General features: G+C 61.5%; 20 protein-coding genes. 7 read left to right on the plus strand and 13 right to left on the minus strand.

Features of this window, described 5'->3' with window-relative positions; genetic code table 11:
* Positions 1 to 29 precede the first annotated feature (29 nt).
* From ahr to thrS, 6 genes are all read right to left on the minus strand, one after another.
* Positions 30 to 1,061: an NADPH-dependent aldehyde reductase Ahr gene (gene ahr, locus WIT60_RS03720; protein ID WP_339582596.1), complete on the minus strand. Its 1,032-nt coding sequence runs from the start codon at positions 1,059 to 1,061 to the stop codon at positions 30 to 32.
* A 10-nt stretch (positions 1,062 to 1,071) separates the two neighbouring features.
* Complete coding sequence (locus tag WIT60_RS03725; RefSeq protein WP_339582597.1) at positions 1,072 to 2,121, minus strand: phenylalanine--tRNA ligase subunit alpha; 1,050 nt, start codon at positions 2,119 to 2,121, stop codon at positions 1,072 to 1,074.
* Positions 2,122 to 2,237: 116 nt separating this feature from the next.
* Positions 2,238 to 2,597 (minus strand): 50S ribosomal protein L20, encoded by a 360-nt coding sequence (gene rplT, locus WIT60_RS03730; RefSeq protein WP_035034889.1) that lies wholly within the window; start codon positions 2,595 to 2,597, stop codon positions 2,238 to 2,240.
* Positions 2,598 to 2,659: 62 nt separating this feature from the next.
* On the minus strand, positions 2,660 to 2,863 hold the full coding sequence (rpmI, locus tag WIT60_RS03735; protein WP_028601240.1) for a 50S ribosomal protein L35: 204 nt from the start codon (positions 2,861 to 2,863) through the stop codon (positions 2,660 to 2,662).
* A 138-nt stretch (positions 2,864 to 3,001) separates the two neighbouring features.
* Entirely contained in the window at positions 3,002 to 3,550 is a 549-nt protein-coding gene (infC, locus tag WIT60_RS03740) for a translation initiation factor IF-3 (protein WP_445207646.1), read from the minus strand.
* A 117-nt stretch (positions 3,551 to 3,667) separates the two neighbouring features.
* Positions 3,668 to 5,587, minus strand: a complete 1,920-nt coding sequence (thrS, locus tag WIT60_RS03745) for a threonine--tRNA ligase (protein WP_339582599.1) — start codon at positions 5,585 to 5,587, stop codon at positions 3,668 to 3,670.
* Between the two features lie 475 nt (positions 5,588 to 6,062).
* On the opposite strand from thrS, the gene WIT60_RS03750 reads away from it, so the two are divergent.
* Positions 6,063 to 7,022 carry a hypothetical protein gene (locus tag WIT60_RS03750; protein ID WP_339582600.1) on the plus strand — a complete coding sequence of 320 codons (960 nt, stop codon included), beginning with the start codon at positions 6,063 to 6,065 and terminating at the stop codon, positions 7,020 to 7,022.
* 46 nt (positions 7,023 to 7,068) lie between these two features.
* Here WIT60_RS03750 and WIT60_RS03755 read toward each other — a convergent pair whose 3' ends face one another.
* The 4 genes from WIT60_RS03755 to ppa form a co-directional block, all read right to left on the minus strand.
* Positions 7,069 to 7,587 carry a hypothetical protein gene (locus WIT60_RS03755; RefSeq protein ID WP_339582601.1) on the minus strand — a complete coding sequence of 173 codons (519 nt, stop codon included), beginning with the start codon at positions 7,585 to 7,587 and terminating at the stop codon, positions 7,069 to 7,071.
* A gap of 35 nt (positions 7,588 to 7,622) precedes the next feature.
* On the minus strand, positions 7,623 to 10,424 hold the full coding sequence (locus WIT60_RS03760; protein WP_339582602.1) for an ExeM/NucH family extracellular endonuclease: 2,802 nt from the start codon (positions 10,422 to 10,424) through the stop codon (positions 7,623 to 7,625).
* 243 nt (positions 10,425 to 10,667) lie between these two features.
* On the minus strand, positions 10,668 to 11,984 hold the full coding sequence (gene aceA, locus WIT60_RS03765; RefSeq protein ID WP_339582603.1) for an isocitrate lyase: 1,317 nt from the start codon (positions 11,982 to 11,984) through the stop codon (positions 10,668 to 10,670).
* 241 nt (positions 11,985 to 12,225) lie between these two features.
* Positions 12,226 to 12,759: an inorganic diphosphatase gene (ppa, locus tag WIT60_RS03770; protein ID WP_339582604.1), complete on the minus strand. Its 534-nt coding sequence runs from the start codon at positions 12,757 to 12,759 to the stop codon at positions 12,226 to 12,228.
* 227 nt (positions 12,760 to 12,986) lie between these two features.
* On the opposite strand from ppa, the gene WIT60_RS03775 reads away from it, so the two are divergent.
* The 3 genes from WIT60_RS03775 (at position 12,987) to WIT60_RS03785 (ending at position 15,264) form a co-directional block, all read left to right on the plus strand.
* On the plus strand, positions 12,987 to 13,541 hold the full coding sequence (locus tag WIT60_RS03775) for a phasin family protein (RefSeq protein WP_339582605.1): 555 nt from the start codon (positions 12,987 to 12,989) through the stop codon (positions 13,539 to 13,541).
* A gap of 215 nt (positions 13,542 to 13,756) precedes the next feature.
* On the plus strand, positions 13,757 to 14,509 hold the full coding sequence (gene aat / locus WIT60_RS03780) for a leucyl/phenylalanyl-tRNA--protein transferase (protein ID WP_339582606.1): 753 nt from the start codon (positions 13,757 to 13,759) through the stop codon (positions 14,507 to 14,509).
* Positions 14,506 to 15,264 carry an arginyltransferase gene (locus tag WIT60_RS03785; RefSeq protein WP_339582607.1) on the plus strand — a complete coding sequence of 253 codons (759 nt, stop codon included), beginning with the start codon at positions 14,506 to 14,508 and terminating at the stop codon, positions 15,262 to 15,264. Before aat ends, WIT60_RS03785 begins: the two co-directional genes overlap by 4 nt.
* Here WIT60_RS03785 and WIT60_RS03790 read toward each other — a convergent pair.
* Positions 15,249 to 15,974, minus strand: coding sequence for an SIMPL domain-containing protein (locus WIT60_RS03790; RefSeq protein ID WP_339582608.1), 726 nt, complete (start codon positions 15,972 to 15,974; stop codon positions 15,249 to 15,251). The two genes, WIT60_RS03785 and WIT60_RS03790, sit on opposite strands and share 16 nt — an antisense overlap.
* A 191-nt stretch (positions 15,975 to 16,165) precedes the next feature.
* Here WIT60_RS03790 and ompR point away from each other — a divergent pair, with 191 nt between their 5' ends.
* Together ompR and WIT60_RS03800 are read left to right on the plus strand one after the other, a co-directional pair.
* A complete protein-coding gene (gene ompR / locus WIT60_RS03795; RefSeq protein ID WP_339582609.1) occupies positions 16,166 to 16,903 on the plus strand; it encodes an osmolarity response regulator transcription factor OmpR in 738 nt (245 codons plus the stop codon).
* A gap of 3 nt (positions 16,904 to 16,906) precedes the next feature.
* Complete coding sequence (locus WIT60_RS03800) at positions 16,907 to 18,235, plus strand: sensor histidine kinase family protein (RefSeq protein WP_339582610.1); 1,329 nt, start codon at positions 16,907 to 16,909, stop codon at positions 18,233 to 18,235.
* Positions 18,236 to 18,296: 61 nt separating this feature from the next.
* Here the strand turns inward: WIT60_RS03800 and ispF are convergent, their stop codons facing one another.
* Positions 18,297 to 18,785 carry a 2-C-methyl-D-erythritol 2,4-cyclodiphosphate synthase gene (gene ispF, locus WIT60_RS03805; RefSeq protein ID WP_339582611.1) on the minus strand — a complete coding sequence of 163 codons (489 nt, stop codon included), beginning with the start codon at positions 18,783 to 18,785 and terminating at the stop codon, positions 18,297 to 18,299.
* 295 nt (positions 18,786 to 19,080) lie between these two features.
* Here ispF and WIT60_RS03810 point away from each other — a divergent pair, with 295 nt between their 5' ends.
* Positions 19,081 to 20,283, plus strand: a complete 1,203-nt coding sequence (locus WIT60_RS03810) for an ammonium transporter (protein WP_339582612.1) — start codon at positions 19,081 to 19,083, stop codon at positions 20,281 to 20,283.
* A gap of 4 nt (positions 20,284 to 20,287) precedes the next feature.
* Here WIT60_RS03810 and ispD read toward each other — a convergent pair whose 3' ends face one another.
* Positions 20,288 to 21,040 (minus strand): 2-C-methyl-D-erythritol 4-phosphate cytidylyltransferase, encoded by a 753-nt coding sequence (ispD, locus tag WIT60_RS03815; protein ID WP_339582613.1) that lies wholly within the window; start codon positions 21,038 to 21,040, stop codon positions 20,288 to 20,290.
* Positions 21,041 to 21,057 lie beyond the last annotated feature (17 nt).

The following is a 21,057-nucleotide window of genomic DNA, read 5'->3' on the forward strand; positions in this document are numbered from 1 at the left end:
AGTGAACCGTGCGGGGACAGGACCTGTTCTCAGGCCTGCTCGAAATCGGCGTCCAGCACCACACGGTAACGAGCCTTGCCTGCGCGCAGGTGGTCCAGCGCGTCGTTGAGGCGGCTCATCGGGAAATGTTCGGTTTGCGGCTTGATGCCATGGCGTGCGGCAAATTCCAGCATCGTGTCGATGTCTTGACGCGAGCCAGTGGGCGAACCCGACACGCTGCGCTGACCACCGATCAGCGGGCCGGCCTCCACCTCCATGGGCTGCGGCAGCACCCCCACCAGATGCAGACGGCCATTGGGCGCCAACGTGCTCATCAGCGCCTTCCAGTTCAGCATGACATTGACGGTGACCAGCACCATGTCGAGACGGCCGCGCAGGGCCTTCATCGCACCGGCATCCACGCTGGAGACGACGTGGTGAGCACCCATCTGCAAGGCTTCATCGCGCTTGGATTCGCTGGACGTGAAGGCCGTGACCTCACACCCCCAGGCCCGCGCGAACTGCAAGGCCAGGTGACCCAGGCCCCCGATGCCCACCACGCCCACGCGGTGCGTCGGCTTGATGTCGAAGTTCAGAAACGGCGAAAACACCGTGACCCCGCCGCACAGCAAAGGACCGGCATCCTTGGGGTCCAGCCCCTCGGGGATCGGTGCGGCCCACAACCAATGCGCCCGCACGCGCTCGGCAAAGCCACCGTGGTGACCGATGATGGTGGGCACACCAGCACGGCACATCTGCGGCTGGCCGCTCAGGCACGGCGCACAGGCCATGCAGCTGCCACTCATCCAGCCCAAGCCAACGCGCTGGCCCAACTTCAGGCCACGCGCCTGGGGACCAAGTGCCACCACGCTGCCAATGACCTCATGACCGCCCACCACGGGATACGCAGCCGGGCCCCACTCGCCGTCGATCACCGACAGGTCGGAGTGGCACAGGCCGCAATGCTCGACGCGGATCTCGACCTCCTCCGCGCCCAAGGGGCCCGGCTCGTACGAGAACGGCACCACAGGCTGATTCAAAGCCTGCGCGGCCCAGGCGCGGATCGAGGTGGCAGTCGTCATGGCGTGCTCCTTACTGGAATTGCTGCAAGAAGCGCAAATCGCCTTCGAAGAACAGGCGCAGGTCGTTGACACCGTAGCGCAGCATGGTCAGGCGGTCTGGGCCCAGGCCGAAGGCGAAGCCGATGTAATGCTCGGGGTCCAGGCCATAGTTGCGCACCACGTTCGGGTGCACCTGCCCTGCCCCGCCCACTTCCAGCCAGCGCCCCTTCAGGGGGCCAGAGGCGAAAGCGATGTCCACTTCGGCCGAAGGCTCGGTGAATGGGAAGAAGGACGGGCGGAAACGAATGTCCAACTCGTCGGTCTCGAAGAAGGTGCTGAAGAAGTCGCCCAGCATCGCCTTCAGGTCGGTGAAGCTGACGTTCTCGCCAATCCACAGGCCTTCGCACTGGTGGAACATCGGCGAATGTGTGGCGTCGCTGTCCACGCGGTAAGTGCGACCCGGCGCGATCACGCGCAGATCGGGCATGCGCCCACCTTGGGCCATGGCCGCTGCATGACGCTGGACGTGCTGCACGGCATAGCGCACCTGCATCGGGCTGGTGTGCGTGCGCAGCAGGTGGCCGCCTTCCACGTAGAAGGTGTCATGCATCGAACGTGCGGGGTGGTCTTCCGGTGTGTTCAATGCCGTGAAGTTGAACCAGTCGGTTTCGATCTCGGGGCCATCGGCCACGGCAAAACCCATCGAGCCGAAGATGCCTTCGATGCGCTCGATGCTCAGGGAAACCGGATGCAGGCCACCTTCGCCACGGCGGCGACCGGGCAAGGTCACATCCAGGCTTTCGGCGCGCAGCTGCTGCGCCAGTTCGGCATCGGCCAGGGCCTGACGGCGCTCGGTGAGCGCGGCCTCGACCCGCTGCTTGGCCTGGTTGATCGCGGCGCCACGGGTCTTCTTCTCTTCGGGAGTGAGTGCCCCCATGCCCTTGAGCAGCTCGGTCACGCTGCCCGACTTGCCCAGGAAGCGTGCCTTGGCATTCTCCAGATCGGCCGGGGTGGTGGCCTCCGCAAAAGCCGCTTGGGCGGATTGAACCAGTGCCTGAAGGTCGCTATGGGGATCGTTCATTGTCTTGTGTCGAAAAAAAAGGCCAACACACGGTTGGCCTTTGAATCACCCGCCTGCTCGCTCAGGTTTCCCTGAACCGATGCAGCCGGGCGCAGCATCTTGCTGATTGCTTAAAATCAAGCAGCCAGTTGAGCCTTGGCCTTTTCAACGATGCTGGCAAAAGCTGCCGGGTCGTTGACGGCCATGTCGGCCAGCACCTTGCGGTCGATCTCGATCGATGCCTTCTTGATGCCAGCGATGAACTTGCTGTAGGTCAGGCCCAGAGCACGGCTACCGGCGTTGATACGTGCGATCCACAGACGGCGGAACTCACGCTTCTTGGCGCGGCGGTCGCGGTAGGCATACTGCCCAGCCTTCATGACAGCCTGTTTGGCGATGCGGAACACGTTCTTGCGGCGACCACGGAAACCCTTGGCCAGGGCGAGAACTTTCTTATGACGAGCGCGGGCTGTTACACCACGTTTGACGCGAGGCATGGATGACTCCTTCGGCGTTAACTATCTTGAACCAATGAAACGATCTGCTGTTCGGTAGCCGATTACAGGCCAGCGAAAGGCAGCATCTGAGCCATGTGGCCCATGTTCGTTTCGTGCACGTTGACGGCGCCGCGGAGCTGGCGCTTGTTCTTCGTGGTCTTCTTGGTCAGGATGTGGCGCTTGAAGGCTTGACCGCGCTTGACGGTACCACCCGGACGCACGCGAAAACGCTTCTTCGCACTGCTCTTGGTCTTCATTTTGGGCATGTTCTGCTCCTTTTACGTTGTTCCTGCCAGGCGCCACGGATACCACTTCCGTGTCTTGATGGCCTGCAGGCACTTTGAGCCAATGGTGGTGGCGACCAAACCGCCACCTTGGCAAATCACACGGCCTGCGCCGGGTGATTATTTCTTCTTCTTCGGACCGAGCACCATGATCATCTGGCGCCCTTCCAGTTTGGGCATGTTCTCGACGACCGAGCAATCGGTCAGGTCGTCGCGCACACGCTCCAGCAATTTCATCCCCAGTTCCTGGTGCGTGATTTCACGACCGCGGAAGCGCAGGGTCACCTTGCCTTTGTCGCCGTCTTCCAGGAAGCGACGCAGGTTGCGCAGCTTGATCTGGTAGTCGCCTTCATCGGTGCCCGGACGGAATTTGACCTCTTTGACCTCAATGACCTTTTGCTTCATCTTGGCATCGTGGGCCTTCTTCTGCTCCTGGTACTTGAACTTGCCGTAGTCCATCAGGCGACAGACCGGCGGTTCAGCCGTGGCAGAGATTTCCACCAGATCCACGTCAAGCTCTGCGGCCATCCGCAAGGCTTCCTGGACACTGACGATACCGAGGGGCTCGTTTTCCACGCCCGTCAGACGGACTTCCGGAGCCATGATTTCACGATTGAGCCGATGCTTGCGCTCGTCATTGCGCGTACGGCGGTCAAAGAAGTTAGCGATGTTGAATTCCTTTTGGCCACAGGCTCTGGACGCCTGGCACCGGTTAACCTTGATCACGCACCCAGGCAAACCCAGCAAGATCGCGCCTCACCCACATGGGCAAAGCGCCATCCCGCCTCAGGCCTTGCTGGCGATGTCTTGAGAGATCTTCTGGGAGAAGTCATCGAGTGACATCACACCGAGGTTCTGGTTACCCCGGGCGCGCACGGCGACGGTGCCATCTGCCTTCTCCTTGTCACCGACAACGATGAAGTACGGCACCTTCTGCAACGAATGCTCGCGGATTTTATACGTGATCTTCTCGTTGCGCAAATCCAACTGCACGCGCAAGCCCTGCTTCTGCAGCGTTTTGGCAATCTCTTGCGCGTAATCAGCCTGCGCGTCGGTGATGTTGAGTACCACCGCCTGCACCGGAGCCAACCAAACCGGGAGTGAGCCGGCGTGTTGCTCGATCAGGATGCCAATGAAACGCTCGAGCGAGCCAAGGATGGCGCGGTGCAGCATGACCGGGTGCTTGCGCTCGCTGGTGTCGGCCACATATTCGGCGTTCAGGCGCTGCGGCATGGAGAAGTCCACCTGGATGGTGCCGCACTGCCAGTGGCGGCCCAAGGCGTCCTTCAAGGTGTACTCGATCTTGGGACCGTAGAAGGCGCCATCACCCACAGCGATGGTGAACTCGCTGTTCGTGGCGCGCAGCGACTCCATCAATGCGTTCTCGGCCTTGTCCCACACCTCGTCCGAGCCGATGCGTGCCTCGGGACGCGTGGCGACCTTGTAGATGATGTCAGTAAAGCCAAAGTCCTTGTAGACGTTTTGCAGCAACGCCGTGAAGGCCACGCACTCGGACAGGATCTGATCTTCTGTACAGAAGACGTGGCCATCGTCCTGCGTGAAGCCTCGCACGCGCATGATGCCGTGCAGGCCGCCCGAGGGCTCGTTGCGGTGGCACTGGCCGAATTCACCGTAGCGCAGCGGCAGGTCGCGGTAGCTCTTGATGCCCTGGTTGAAGATCAGGATATGGCCGGGGCAGTTCATCGGCTTGAGCGCGTAGTCGCGCTTTTCCGACTCGGTGGTGAACATGTTGTCGCGGTACTTGTCCCAGTGACCGGTCTTTTCCCACAGGGTCTTGTCGATGATCTGGGGGCCCTTGACCTCCTGGTAGCCGTTGTCACGGTAGACCTGACGCATGTACTGCTCGACCGCCTGCCAGACGGTCCAGCCCTTGGGGTGCCAAAACACGACGCCCGGCGCGTGGTCGTCGATGTGGAACAGGTCCAACTCGCGGCCCAGTTTGCGGTGATCGCGCTTTTCAGCCTCTTCCAGACGATGAAGGTACTGGGCCAGATCGTCCTTGGTCGTCCAGGCGGTGCCATACACGCGCTGCAACTGCTCGTTGCGGTGGTCACCGCGCCAGTAGGCGCCTGCCACCTTCATCAGCTTGAAGTGCTTGAGCTTGCCAGTGCTGGGCACGTGGGGACCACGGCACAGGTCGGTGAAGGCGCCTTCGCTATACAGCGACACATCCTGATCAGCCGGGATGCTTTCGATGATCTCGGCCTTGTAATGCTCGCCGAGTCCCTTGAAGTAGCTCACTGCTTCGTCACGCGGCAACACCTTACGCTCGACCTTCTCGTCCTTCTTGGCGAGTTCGGCCATCTTTTTCTCGATGGCTTCGAGGTCTTCGGGCGTGAAGGGGCGCTTGTAGGCGAAGTCGTAATAGAAGCCGTCTTCGATGGTGGGACCAATGGTAACCTGCGCATCGGGGAACAACTCCTTGACGGCATAGGCCAGCAAGTGGGCGGTGGAGTGGCGGATGATGTCCAGGCCGTCGGCATCCTTCTCGGTGACGATGGCCAGAGCCTCGTCAGCCTCGATGCAATAGCTGGTATCAACCAGACGGGCAGACTCGCCACGGCCCACGCGGCCGGCCAGTGCGGCCTTGGCCAGTCCCGCACCAATGGACGCAGCCACCTCGGCCACGGTCACCGGGCCCGGAAATTCACGCTTGGAGCCGTCGGGCAATTGAATGGAAATCATGAGGAAACCTTCAGTATCTGGAGCGCGCCCGACGCAAAGCCGCGAGGGGCATGAAAAAAGCGCGGTGGACGCCGCGCTTTCTGAGTGACAACAGGAAAACGAAAGCAGCGGCCAGCCGACTAGACCTCGATCGAGGTGTAGGGGGTGGTCGAAGTTCGCGGTGTCATAACCGGATCTGCCTTTCTACGCTTCTTACCTGCTGCACGGGGCGCACCGGAGACTGGCGCCGATCTCGCTATTGTAGCGGGGACCGTGCACCCGCACATCCGCAACCGAGCCTTCACCCCCTTCACCCCCTTCACCCTGATGTCACCACCATTGCAGGCATGTATGCTGCTGGGGTACCGGTGCCGCACGGACGGCGCAGGCCCCCTTCGCCACTTCGGAAAATTGGATGATCAATCGATTTGCTTGGCTGCCGTCACGACCAGTAAGCACCACACTGGCCCTGTTGTCTTGTGCCGGACTGCTGTGGATGAGCGCAGCGCAGGCCAGCGAGGCTGCTGCGACGGTCACCCCTCCGGCATCCGACTCACCGGGCGCTGAAGCCGCCGCAGCAAGCGATGCCCGCGCGCCCGGCGGAGAATCCCCACTGAGCCGCACACGCAGCAGCGTCCGCACCTCGGTGGAATGGCTGGCCAGCGGTGTGGACAGCTGGTTTGGGGACATTCCTTTCTCTGAGGGCGGCAAGGTCACCGATGGTGAGGTTGGTCTGTCGCTTTACAAACGCGAGGATGACGCGGCCAGCCTGGGCTTGCGATTCAAGGCCCGCTTTCGGCTGCCCAACCTGGCGTCATATCAGTACCTGTTTGTGGGCAACGACGACAGGCGTGAAATCGTGAGCGACCAGCCGGACACGTTCACTCGGCAACAGCAACTGCTGCGGGGCGACAACCGAGACAATGCATTCTTCGCGGGCATCGGCGCGACCTTGCGCGACAACCTGGATGTCCGCCTGGGTTTTCGCGGGGGGCTGAAGCCCTATGCGCAGGTTCGATACCGCCACATCTGGGCACTCAGCCCCAAGAACCGCGTCGAGTTCCGCGAAACCTTGTTCTACAGCGTGGCAGATCAAATTGGTTCGACCACTGCATTGACGTACGAGCATGCGCTGGCCCCCGGACTGACGGCCAGATGGCTCAATGCCATCACCGCCACCGCCCGGAGCAAAGACGCAGGGTGGTCCAGCAGCGCTGGCGTCTTCAAGTCATTTGAGGGGCAACGACTGCTGTCCATCGAGGCGTTGCTCAACGGTGTGATCGGACAGCCCGTCGTCGTCCAGGATTACGGGTTGCAAATGAAATGGTCTCAACCAGTTCACCAAGACTTCGTGATCGGCGAGGTCATCGTGGGGCACTTCTGGCCCCGCACCGACCCCACCCTTCCTCGCAACCGCGCCTGGGCAGTCGGGACGGGCGTCAGACTCAAGTTCTGACGCCCACTCCGGACACCCGGCAGGCATGCCAGGGACGGGACGAGCTTCAGACCTGTCGGCGTGGACGTGCGACACAAGCTGCCGCGACACCGCCGGCCAGCAGCAGGCCCAAGATATGGGGCTCCGGAACCGCAGAAGGCGTGATCGTGAACATGCCAAACACCGTTGTATCAACGGTGTTGGAGAGGTATCCAAACTGCCCCTGAAGGGCTTCACCAGGGAAGCCCGAGACCAAATCGATGCTGAACTCCGGGGCTGCCAAGCCGTCGGACACCACATAACTGATGCCGTCAAACGCCCCGCCACTCAGCCAGGCAAATCCTGCGGCATTGGGTGACGCCAACGTGTAGGTTTGCCCGAGGAAGTTCAGCGTGAAATCACTCAAAGCGATGGTGTCACCCCCCCCCGCGCTCAGATCATCGTAAGCAAAGTTCCCCGAGATGGTCTGCCCGGCCAAGGGACTGCCGTCGTTGACGCTGCCCTCAAAGGTGAACATGGCGGCCGAAGCCGAGGTGGCCAAACTGGCCAGAACCAGGCTCGCCACTGCGTGAAAAGTAGTGTTCATGATGTGATGTCCGTGAAACATGCGGGCTGGGCTCGTCAAAAGATGTAGTTGCTGCGGCTCAGCGCATCGCACGTGGTGTTCTTGAGTACGATCATGGGGCGACGGGCTGAGGGGCCTGTGGCATCGGGATCGACAGAGATGAGTGCATCGGCCACACCTGATGCAGCACAGCTGACATAGCCCTGACTGATCGGGTCCGCTACCTGGATGCGCAGACCTTGCAGCACGCCGCGCAGGCCGATCACGTCCGCGTTGGGAGTGAAGTCGGTGATCGTGGCACCGCCTGTGAAGTCCGCACGGAACGCAAACTGGTCGCGACCCGCCCCACCGGCCAGCGTGCGGCGTCCGGCGCCCACGGTGATCAAATCATCCCCAGCTGTTCCGACCACCGACGTGCTGGTGACAGGCGCGGTGATGTACTGGTTGTACAAGTTCAAGCCCACCACCAGCGGATCATGGTCGGACGAGCGGTAGGGTGTGGCCGTGTAGGGATCTGGCGCGCAAGTGGCGCACAGTGGCTGCTTGAACTCCAGGTTGTAGTCTTGGGCCAACGACTCGTCGGCGTTGATGTGCCAGTCCAGCGCATGCGAGACCTTGGGCGACAACGATGCCGTGCTGATCGCATGGTCCAGTCGGCCTGCGGCGCCATCGAACACATAGGAATAGCCAAACGTGTTGAAGCGCCCGATCTGGTCCACGTAGCCATTGCTGGTCAAAGCGTGGATCGGATCTTCCTTGGCGTAGGCATTGAAGTCCCCCACCAGCAGGACATCCGAGACACCCGAGGACGTCTGCAAGGCACTCACGAAATTGCGCAGCTGGCTCACTTGCTGCAAGCGGGTGGCGTTGTAGCAACCTTGGCCGTCACCTTGGTCGGCATCCGCACCGGAAGTCGGGCAACTGCCCTTGCTCTTGAGGTGATTCACGACCAGCGTGAAGCTCTCTCCATTGGGGGCCCGGAAGGTCTGCGCCAAGGTCGGGCGGCTGTTGACAGGCGATGCGTCGATCTGCGACATGCCCACAGCCTGCAACTTACCCGGCTTGTAAATCATCGACACCTTGATGGCGTCGGTCCCGATGACCCCAGCCGCAGCCCCCGGCGCGACGGCGTACGTGCCCGCACCGACCTTGGCATTCAAGGCGTCGACCAGGTTCTGGGCGGCCACCGCGTTGTTCTGCACCTCCATCAAACCGACTGCATCAGCGTCGATTTTGCTCAGTGCTTCAACGATCTTCGTGCGCTGGCGCACAAACTCGGTGTAGTTGCTGGCACCGCGACAGCTGGCAGCGGCCGTCTGCCCGGCTACACACGTTTGCCCGGTCTGGCCATTGACGATGGTTTCACCGTTGGTGAACGTGGTGAAGTAGTTCAGCACGTTGAAGCTGGCCACCTTGTAGTTGCCCCCCACCGATGGCACATACGTTGGACGAGGGTGCGTGATCGTGTAGCTGAGGGCGTCAGGGTTCAACGGGACGATGCGGTAATCCCCTGGGCCGCTCGCCGTTGCTGTGGAAGGACCGTAGTCGATGACACCGGTGATTGAACCCAACGTGTCGCCACCACGCAAGGCGCCGGTGGGACCGGTGAACGGCGTCGGGTTGACGTTCTGGCGCGAGGTGCCATCTTCCAGCACGATGCGACGGCTGGCGTTGTCCGCTGCCTGAGCCGTGGCTTGCGCGCCAGGGCGATGGCGGTTGGTGGGCATCTCCAAGCGCCCGCCAGCCGACAAGGTCAACTGGCCAAAACGGGCCTGAAAGTAGTTCTGGTTGACGGTCAAGGGGCCATTGACGGTGACCAGCATGCCCTCGTAGCGCTCCAGGCCCCCGACCACCGGCAACGTGATGGCAACAGGCGCAAGGCTGTAGCCCGCGCCCTGCACCACGATGTCCGTGGGCGAAGTCAGCTGAGTGACGGTCGAACCACCACCCGCGAACTCAGCCACCGTGCCACTCAACTGAAGCAACTGCCCCGCGCTCACAGTGGGCGCCGCACTGGTGAACACGTAAATCCCGTCCGACGTGGCATCGTTGCCATCGCCTTGCAGGGCCTGCATGTAGAAGCCGCTGTTGGTCAAGCGGGTGACGACGCCGGTGGTGCGCACCACCTGGCCCACGTAAGGGCTGGTCGCGGCCGCACCCTGAATGGCAGGAATCTCAAGCAAAGGCACCGTCGGCGTCACCGGGGGCGGTGGCGTGACGGCGCCGCCGCATGTCAGGATCGGCGAGGCACTGTTGCGCGGTTGCGGACTGACGACCGCGAAGTCGGAGGAGTTGTTGTTCGTGTCAAGGCAACCGTTACCAGCACGCATGGCGGCCGTCGTGTTGCTCAACACGGCGGTCGATGCCCCCTCCAGCGCTGTCGCCGAGCCGTAACTGACAGCATCCACCGTGCCAGTCGGCGCCGCACCTGTCAAAGCGACGGTGCTGGACACCAGCGCAACCTTGCCGCTGGCGCCAGCCATGGCCGTGCTACCCAGCACATCGGGCACCAAGTCAACCGTACCACCGGTGCCTGCAGCCATCCGGACAAGCACATACTGACCAGGCTGCACCACCATGCTTGACGGCAGTTGGGTCACTTGCCAGCTGCTGCCCGTCGCAGAAGCGTACTGCACCGACCAGCCCCCCACGGCAACCGCAGAGGTACCGTTGTTGAAAAGTTCAACGAAGTCGTTCTTGTAGGTGGCACCCGAGTTGCCACCACCGCCATAGACCTGGCTGATGACCATCGCGGCATGCGATGCAGAGACATGCCCCAAGAGGGACAAAGGAATCGCAGCAGCCAAGGCGGCAGTCAGACGCCGAAGCGTCGGCAAAGCATGAGTTTTGGTCAGCATGAGCGTGGCAATCAAGGAAGGGAGAGGAATGTCCAACACACCCATCCGTGCCGCTCCGGTACTGGCCTGCGATGCGGGGGCGCAGGCGGACTCTAGGGAGACGCAGTGACGAAACCGTTACAAATTCACAAACATGGTAAAACCCCCTTATTCGAGGGGGCGGTGTGGAAACAAAAAAGGCCACCCGAGGGTGGCCTTGCTGTCCAGGGTGAAGCCCGCAGAGAGCGAACTTCACGCCAGGGATCAGTGGAACTGTTCTTCTTCGGTCGAGCCAGTCAGGGCCTTCACGGAAGACGAGCCACCTTGGATCACGGTGGTCACGTCGTCGAAGTAGCCTGCGCCCACTTCTTGTTGGTGCGACACGAAGGTGTAACCCTTTTCGCGAGCAGCGAATTCGGGCTCTTGCACCATGTTGACGTAGTGCTTCATGCCTTCGCCGCGAGCGTAAGCGTGGGCGAATTGGAAGGTGTTGTACCAGTTGACGTGGATACCAGCCAGGGTGATGAACTGGTACTTGTAGCCCAGAGCCGACAGCTCTTCCTGGAACGAAGCGATCTGCGCGTCGTTGAGGTTCTTCTTCCAGTTGAAGGAAGGCGAGCAGTTGTACGACAGCAGCTTGCCAGGGCAGGCAGCGTGGACAGCTTGAGCGAATTCACGGGCGAAGCCGATGTCAGGCACGCCGGTTTCGCACCACACCAGGTCGGCGTAGGGAGCGTAAGCAACGCCACGGCTGATGGCTTGCTCCAGACCGTTCTTGACGCGGTAGAAGCCTTCTTGGGTGCGCTCGCCAGTGACGAACGGCTTGTCGTTGTCGTCGCAGTCGGAAGTCAGCAGGTTGGCAGCTTCAGCGTCGGTACGAGCCAGAACGATGGTGGGCACGCCCATCACGTCGGCAGCGAAACGAGCAGCGATCAGCTTCTCAACGGCTTCACGGGTGGGAACCAGCACCTTGCCGCCCATGTGGCCGCACTTCTTGACCGCAGCCAGCTGGTCTTCGAAGTGAACGCCAGCAGCGCCGGAGGCGATCATGTTCTTCATCAGTTCGAAAGCGTTCAGAACGCCACCGAAACCGGCTTCAGCGTCAGCAACGATCGGCAGGAAGTAGTCGATGAAGCCTTCGTCGCCGGGGTTGATGCCACGCGACCATTGGATTTCGTCAGCACGCTTGAACGTGTTGTTGATACGACGAACCATCGTGGGGACGGAGTCGTAAGCGTACAGCGACTGATCGGGGTACATGGTTTCGGAGGTGTTGCCGTCGGCAGCAACTTGCCAGCCCGACAGGTACACAGCTTCCAGACCAGCCTTGGCCTGTTGCATGGCTTGACCGGCGGTGATGGCGCCGAAAGCGTTCACGTAGCCCTTCTTGGCACCGCCGTTGACCTTTTCCCACAGCTTTTCAGCGCCGCGCTTGGCCAGGGTGTACTCAGGCTGCAGGCTGCCACGCAGGCGCACAACGTCAGCAGCGGAATAGCCGCGCTTGACAAGCTTCCAGCGGGGGTTTTCGGCCCAGTCTTTTTCCAGGGCAGCGATTTGCTGTTCACGGGTGAGGTTCGTCATGACGAGATCTCCGGGGGGTTGGTGAAACGGTTCGAGAAGTTGTCAGTCTACCGCGGTTTGCCCACTTTGGTAAAGACTTATGTCTTATATAAGACATGACTCTTCATGTGCTGACAGACATGAACGGTGACATGACGTGAAATGACAACACCCCCGTTCCGGGGGCGCCATCAGAGGGGCGAAAAAAAACCGCTCAACGCAGGTTGAGCGGTTTGGGGTCAGGCAAGGTGGCGCGACCTTGTCAGTGAGACTTGGCAAAGGCTGCCAGGCCAGAAGTGACTTCGGCCTTGGCGGCATCGATGCCATCCCAGCCGGTGACCTTCACCCACTTGCCGGGCTCCAAATCCTTGTAGTGCTCGAAGAAATGCTTGATCTGCTGGACCAGCAACTCCGGCAGGTCTTCCAGCTTCTGGATGTTCTTGTACATCGCGCAGATCTTCTCGGTCGGCACGGCCACGAGCTTAGAGTCGCCACCTGCCTCGTCTTCCATCTTCAGGATGCCCAACGGACGGCATGGAATGACCACACCCGGCTGCAAGGGGAACGGCGTCACCACCAGCACGTCGACCGGATCGCCATCCGCAGCGATGGTCTGCGGCACGTAGCCGTAGTTGCAGGGGTAGTGCATGGCCGTGCCCATGAAGCGATCGACGAAGACCGCACCGGTCTCATGATCGATTTCGTACTTGATCGGATCGGCGTTGGCGGGGATTTCGATGATGACGTTGAAGACGTCAGGTGCCTTGGCACCGGCGGGAACGTTGAGCAGGCTCATGATGGTTCGATCACAAGGTTGGGAATCGGAAGGATGCGCAAGTGTAGGCCATGCCGGCAAGCGCATTTTACAGACCGTAACGCCTAATTTGCTGCAGCGCACAAAAAACGCTTGCAATCACAGTCGTCTTGCCTATACTGAGAACCATGTTGCAACGCAGCAAAGCCGATTGAGGCAGCCGCAGGATGCAATCAACCTACCTGTCATCACTTACCGGAGATCTGAACATGCTGACCGCTGAACAAATGCTCGCCGCTCAAAAGGCCAACCTCGCCACCCTGTTCGACCTGGGCCAAAAGGCTTTCGAAGGCGTGGAAAAGGTGATGGAGCTGAACCTGCAAGTCGCCAAGACTTCCCTGGAAGAAGCCTCCGAGCACGCCAAGGCCGTGCTGGCTGTCAAGGACGCCCAAGAGTTGCTGGCCCTGCAAGCTTCGCTGCTGCAACCCGCTGCTGAAAAGGCTGCCGCTTACGGTCGTCACCTGTACGACATCGCTTCGGGCACCAGCGCCGAAGTGAGCAAGCTGGCTGAATCGCAACTGGCCGAAGCTCAAAGCAAGTTCGCCTCCGTGGTGGACAACGCTGTGAAGAACGCTCCTGCCGGTACCGAAAACGCCGTTGTGCTGGTCAAGTCGGCCGTGGCCGCTGCCAACAACGCTTTTGACTCCGTGCAGAAGGCCGCCAAGCAAGCCGCTGACGTGGCCGAAGCCAACTTCCAAGCCATCACCAACACTGCTGTGAAGGCCACTCAGGCTGCTTCCAGCAAGGCTCGCAAGTCGGCCTGATTGAACTCGCAGCGTGGTCAGGCCATCGCCAGTAACACAAGCTCACAGAGCCGAGTTGCTGGCAGGGAACTTCATCACACTGCCCAGATCTGAGAGATGACCGTTTTGGACGAACGGTCCTCCTGAAAGGTTGTCTCCTCGGTACCTCATGAGCCTTTTCTAAGGTACCTTTCAAGCCCGATGGTTCGCCATCGGGCTTTTTTTATGATGTGGCCATGATTCCCTGGCTCGAACCCGACGACCCCCTACCCGATACCCACGACGCACTGGGCCCACAGTCTGATGCCCCAGGCCTGCTGGCAGCCGGGCGTGATCTGAGCCCAGCAAGGCTGACCGAAGCCTATCGGCGCGGTATCTTCCCCTGGTTCAGCGAAGGCCAACCTGTGCTGTGGTGGACCACTGATCCACGCATGGTGTTGCCCGTGTCAGCGTTCAAGCTGAGTCGCTCGCTGCGCAAAACCATCCAGAAGTTCCGTCGAACCCCGGCTTGCGAGGTGCGCGTTGACCACGCTTTCAGCCAGGTGATGGCGGCCTGCGCCCACACACCTCGCGAAGGTCAAGACGGCACCTGGATCGTGCCGGACATGTGCACGGCCTATGCGCACTGGCATGCCCAGGGCAAGGTCCACTCGTTCGAAACCTGGGTAGACGGTCAACTGGTCGGGGGCTTGTATGGCGTGGGCCTGGGCCGCATGTTTTTCGGTGAGTCGATGTTCGCCCACCGAACCGACGCCTCCAAAATTGCCCTTGCTGCGTTGGTGTGCTTTTGCCGAGCCCACGACATCACGGTCATCGACTGCCAACAGCAGACCGCACATCTCGCCTCTCTGGGTGCTCGCCCTTGGCCGCGCGAGCGCTTTGAAGCACATTTGCGTGATGTGGTCGATCTGCCGCCCGTGGGCACCTGGGCCTATGATGACACTCTGTGGTCTTACCTGGATGCACCGTCTGGAGCCCCCCGCCCGTGAGCCAACTTCAAGAGCTTCCCCTGGCGTCTTTGCAGTTTTACGCCACAGCGCCCTACCCTTGCAGCTATCTGGACGGCCGACAGGCACGCTCGCAGGTGGCCACACCCAGCCAGTTGATCCATGCCGATGTGTATTCGGAACTGGTCGTCAATGGGTTTCGGCGCAGCGGTTTGTTCACCTACCGACCTCACTGCGACGGCTGTCGCTCGTGTTTGCCGCTGCGGATCAAGGTGGCGCAGTTCGTAGCCAGGCGCAGTCAGAGGCGCGCATGGCAGGCGCACAAGAACCTGCAGGCGCGTGTGCTGCCGCTGTGTTTCGTGCAGGAGCACTACGAGTTGTACCTGCGCTACCAGCAGAGGCGCCATCAGGGAGGGGGCATGGACCTGGACTCGGTTGATCAGTACAGTCAGTTCCTGCTGCAAAGCAACGTGAACTCGCGGTTGATCGAGTTTCGAACCCCAGAGCAAGCCGATGGCACACCAGGTGCGCTGAAGATGGTGTCGGTGGTGGACATCCTCAGCGATGGGCTGTCAGCTGTGTACACGTTTTACGATCCCGACGATCAGGCCAGTTACGGCACCTTCAATGTGCTGTGGCAGATTCACCAGGCCCAGGAGTTGGGGTTGCCCCACCTCTACCTGGGCTACTGGATCGCCGAGAGCCCCAAAATGGCCTACAAGGCTCAGTTCACCCCGCACGAAATCTTGCTGGACGGGGCATGGCAAGCCCCGCCAGGGCTTCAGGGCGTCAGGTAAACCTGTCCGTTGACGCTGACCGACAAGCGTCCTTTGCCTGGCTCGACCGGCAGAGCCGCATCTGCGGCTTCCATGGTTTTGGCTCGCGCTGCCATCATGTAGGGGCGTGGCTCAAAGCCTGGCTCGGTGGACGAAACCGACACCTCGCCAAGCGTGTAGCCCTTGAAACCGAAGGCCTGCGCCATGGCGCCGGCACGTGAGCGGAATCGCTGGATGGCCTCGCTGGTCAGAGCCGCCTCATGCCGCTCCCGCAGGGCTCGCGACAGGCCATATTGCATGTTGACCACGTTGAGCTGGGTGAGCTTGCCTGCAGTCTGCGAGATGCGTGTAGTGTCGGTCCCCTCCAGCATCAACTGCGCAGTGCCTTGCCAACCACTGATGCGACCGGCATTGGTATAGCGAGGCTGCACCGAGAAGGAACCCGTACGGACCTCGATACCGGCCTGGCCTTGAGCCGCTTTACGCGCCTCGGTCAGGGCAGACTCCATGACCTGCTTGAGCGCCGTTTGCACATCCGAGGCCTGGTTGCCTTCTCGGGTCGCCTGCAAGGTCACCACCAGCAAGTCCTGCGTGACCTCTTCGGTGGCGCTGGCACTGAATGACAAGGCGTTTTGGCGCGGCGCTTCAGCGTGAACCACACCAGCCAGCAGACTCAAAGCCAGTACGCTCAGCCCTTGGTGCCAGCGAGAAGAAACGGTATGCGTGTGCATGAAAACTTCCCTTTCGGAGGTTGGTTGTGCCCATTGAACGTGCGAGTTGCCAACTTGGCTGACCGGTGCTTTCAGGGGGTTGACGGGCCTGACACAGAGCCGCAAGATTTGTAACAGGTGGTCAGCGATCCGACTTTCCGGGTTCGAAACTGCGCACAATCCGCCTCTGTTACAAATTCCGAGGAATGCCGATGTCGTCTCCTTCCCCCAATCAGCGTCCTGATCGCGTGCTCGTGGTCGATGATGATGCCCGCATTCGTGATCTGCTGCGTCGTTATCTGAGTCAGGAAGGCTTCGAAGTTCTGCTGGCCGAAGACGCGAAGGCGCTCAATCGCCTGCTGACGCGCGAAACCGTCGACCTCATCGTGCTGGACCTGATGCTGCCCGGCGAAGATGGTCTGTCGATCTGCCGTCGCCTGCGTGCCGCCAACGACGTCACGCCGATCATCATGCTGACCGCAAAGGTTGAGGATGTGGACCGCATCGTGGGCCTGGAGGTGGGCGCTGACGACTACCTGCCCAAACCTTTCAACCCCCGTGAATTGCTGGCACGCATTCACGCTGTGTTGCGTCGCCGTCCTGCCCAAGAGGCGCCAGGAGCCCCTGCCAAGGACGCGCAAAGTGTCAACTTTGGACCGTTCGAGTTTGACCTGACCTTGCGTCGCCTGAGCAAGGACGGTGAGCCGATCGCGCTGACCACAGGTGAGTTCTCCATGCTCAAGGCCCTGGTACGCCATCCCCGTCAACCGTTGTCACGTGACAAGCTCGCCCAATTGGCGCGCGGGCGCGAGTTCGAGCCTTTCGATCGCAGCCTGGACGTCCAAATTTCGCGCCTGCGCAAGATGATCGAACCCGATCCCGCGCAACCTCGCTACATCCAGACGGTGTGGGGCGTGGGGTACGTGTTCGTGCCGGACGGCGGTACCTGATTGATGCCTGAAAACCGTCTGGCACTCAGCCTGTTTTGGCGCACTTTCATCCTGCTGGGGCTGTTGCTCACGGTGGGGATCGTGGCATGGGTGCAAACGTTTCGCGCGCTGGAATTCGAACCGCGCGCGGTTCAGTCCGCTCAGCAGATTGCCAGCTTGGTCAACCTGTCTCGAGCAGGGCTACGCTATGCCGACAGCATCAACCGGGTGACCCTGATCAAGACCTTGTTCGATCAGGAGTCGATCACGCTGAAGCCCAGCGAACCGACCGACACCTATCTGCCCTTTGAGCAAGATCGTTTCACACGCACGATTGCCACAGAGTTGCGCTCTCGTTTGGGTGACAACACGGTGGTCGCAGGCAGTGTCAATGGTGTGCAGGGCCTGTGGGTGCGCTTCGCGATCGAGCGGGATCTTTACTGGCTGCAAACCGACAGCCGTCGCTTTGGGAGCATGACCGGGCGCACCTGGTTTGTGTGGGTGGGCATCGCCTTGATTGCCACCTTGCTGGGTTCGATCGTGATCGCACGGTTGATCAACAAACCACTCAAAGAGTTGTCGTTTGCCGCCAGCCGAATCCGAGAGGGAGAGTACGACTCCCGACTGGATGAGTCGATGATCACGCGCGAAATCCGGGAGGTGAACCAAGGCTTCAACCGCATGGCTCGAGAGTTGGCCAAGGTGGAAGAGGACCGTGCCGTGATGCTGGCAGGGATCTCACATGACCTGCGCACGCCGTTGGCGCGCATGCGATTGGAAACGGAAATGAGCGTGGCCGACGAAGAGGCCCGCCGCAACATGGTGGCAGACATTGAACAGCTCGACGCCATCATCGACAAGTTCATGGACTACGCGCGCCCTGGTGAGGTGGAGTTGGTACCCGTCCATGTGGCCACCGTGGTGGACAAGGCGATCAGTCAGTTCCGTGACACGCAGCGCATCCGCATCACCAGCAAACTGCCCATTGACACCCGTGTGATGGCTGACGAAACCGAACTCGGCCGGGTGTTGACCAATTTGTTCGAAAACGCGCGGCGCTATGGTCGCAACACTTACACCGGCGTGACCAATGTCGAGGTGACTTATGCGCGTGCAGGCTCGTGGGTGGTGCTGAGCGTGCGCGACCATGGGCCTGGTGTCGCGGCGGAGAAACTCGCGGAACTGACAACGCCCTTCTTCCGAGGCGATGCAGCGCGCACCGCGGCGACCGGTGCCGGACTTGGGCTGGCGATTGTGGAGAAGGCCCTGCAGCGCATGGGCGGAGACTTTGAACTGGCCAATGCTGCCGGGGGCGGCTTGGTGGCACACATCAAACTCAAGCGCGCGCCCTGACCTCACGGACTGTGCCCAGGTCAAAGGGCCCCGCCCTCGGTGACTCAAGGGCCCATTCGGGTCAAGCCCGGAACAGCAAACAGATCGCGCGCGCCTCGATGGCACGACCTTCGCCCACGGGACCCATCTTCTCGGCGGTTTTGGCTTTGACGTTGACCTGATCCTCGCTCAGTCCCAAGGCCTCGGCGATGCGTGTGCGCATCAGTGGAATGTGAGGGGCCATCTTGGGGGCTTGCGCCACGATGGTGGCATCGAGGTTGCCAATATCCCAGCCCGTGGCGCGCACACGTCGCGCAGCCTCCTGAAGCAAGGCCACGGAATCAGCGCCTTTGAACTGTGGCTCGGTATCGGGAAAATGACGGCCGATGTCCCCCAATGCCGCCGCCCCCAGCAGGGCGTCGGTGATGGCATGGAGCAAGGCGTCGGCATCGGAGTGGCCGAGCAGCCCATGGGTATGGGGAATGGTCACACCACCCAGAATCAGAGGACGGTCCAGCACCAAGGCGTGGGTATCCCAGCCTTCCCCCACACGCAAGGCGGGCACATTCATGATGGTCTCGCAGGGCAAAAATGAACAAGGTGTGATTGTCGCTGGAAAGACGTCCTGCCAGCATGCCCGCCAGATCGATGCAGCCACCTCGCGCACCATCACAGGGCCACCGCAACCCAAGGGAAGGCGCAAGCACCAAGCAAGGTCACCGCAGCGCCAACTCGGTGCAAACACCTCTCAGCGCAGGCGCCAAATGCGGGCATGTTTTGTGCTTCACCTTGGTGCGCTTTGAACCTGAATGCGGCAGAGGGTTCAAAACAGTGCGCTCAAGGCCGTTGGATTGCGGAAGTTGAACATGGATTCATTCAAACAAGGTGCAGACACCCTCTTCATCATGCTGGGGGCGGTCATGGTGCTGGCGATGCACGCGGGCTTCGCGTTTCTGGAGTTGGGGACTGTGCGGGGCAAGAACCAGGTGAATGCGCTGGTGAAGATCCTGGTGGACTTCTGCGTGTCCACCATCGCGTACTTCTTCGTGGGCTACACCGTGGCCTATGGCGTGGACTTCTATGTGGACGCTCACACGCTGGCCGAGGGCAACGGCTATGCGCTGATGAAGTTCTTTTTCCTGCTGACGTTCGCCGCGGCCATACCGGCGATCATCTCGGGCGGGATTGCCGAGCGGGCACGCTTCAACCCACAGTTGATCGCCACGGCGGTGATCGTGGGGGTGCTGTACCCGCTGTGCGAAGGTGCGATCTGGGGCGACCGTTTCGGCTTTGAGGTGTGGCTGCAGCATGTGACTGGCGGCACCATGCATGACTTTGCCGGCTCGGTGGTCGTTCACGCGTTTGGAGGCTGGCTGGCTCTGCCGGCCGTGCTGATTCTGGGCGCGCGCCGCAACCGCTATCGCAAGGATGGTGCGATGTCGGCTCACCCGCCGTCGAGCATCCCTTTCCTCGCGCTGGGCTCATGGATTCTGGCGGTGGGCTGGTTCGGCTTCAACGTGATGAGCGCACAGACCATCGACAAGATCTCAGGTCTGGTGGCGGTGAACTCGCTGATGGCTCTGGTGGGTGGCACCTTGGTGGCGCTGCTGATGGGCAAGAATGACCCAGGCTTTGCCTACAACGGCCCCTTGGCGGGACTCGTGGCCGTGTGTGCCGGGTCCGACATCATGCACCCAGCCGGCGCCTTGGCGGTGGGAGCGATTGCCGGCGCGATCTTCGTGCTGATGTTCACCCTGGTGCAGAACAAGTGGAAGATCGACGACGTACTGGGGGTGTGGCCCCTGCATGGCCTGTGCGGCGCCTGGGGTGGCATTGCTGCGGGGCTGTTTGGTCAGCCTTGGCTGGGCGGCGCCGGCGGGGTGAACCTGGGTGCGCAGGTGCTGGGCACCTTGTTCGTCGTTGCGTTTGCGCTGGTCAGCGGCTTTGTCGTGTACGGCACGTTGAACCGCCTGATGGGCCTGCGCCTGTCGCAAGAGGAAGAGTTTGACGGCGCCGACCTGTCGGTGCACCGCATCAAGGCCAGCCCGGAGCAGGAAGTGTCCTGGTGATCGCTCAGGGCCGGGTGGACAGGAGCCGCTCGGCCAGCGCGAAATCACCCGGCCAGGTAACCTTGAAATTGTCATAAGCGCCGGGGACCAGACGAGGTTGGTGGCCCAGCATCTCGATGGCGCTGGCTTCGTCGGTGATGGCTGCGGCCGTGCCGGGATCAGCCAGGGCCGCCGTCAAAGCCGGTTGCAGCAAGCCAAGACGGAATATCTGAGGGGTTTGGGCGGCCCACTTGCCCGCGCGGTCCACCGTGTGTTGGGCGCGGGGCTCGCCGCCGGGGCCGCTGACCGCCGCTTTGAGCGTGTCGGCCAGGGGCAAGGCGAGCAAGCCGCCCACCTCATCGTGTTCACAGGCGTCCATCAGGCGCTGCACCCAATCGGGCTGGATCAAACAGCGCGCGGCGTCGTGCACCAGCACCCAGTCGTGAGGCTGAGCGCCACGGGCCAGCAGCTCTTGCAGGCCGTTGGCCACACTGTCGGCGCGTGAGGCGCCACCGACACGCGCCACCCAAGCACGGTCGCCCTGAAAGTCAGGCGCATGCTGCTCGAACTGCGTGTCATCGGGGGAGAGCACCACCAAGGTGGCATCGATGCCAGGGACCGCCGCGAGCGCCGCCAGGGTATGCGCCACCACAGCCTTGCCTGCCACCGGGTGATATTGCTTGGGGCCGCCGACACCGGCGCGCTCGCCCACGCCTGCGCAGGGCACGAGGGCGAACGCCCGGGGTTTGAATTCGTGTGAAGCGATCGTGAGGGACATGGGGAGATTGTCCCCCA

The organism is Aquabacterium sp. G14, from assembly GCF_037482285.1.
Lineage (GTDB): Bacteria > Pseudomonadota > Gammaproteobacteria > Burkholderiales > Burkholderiaceae_C > Aquabacterium.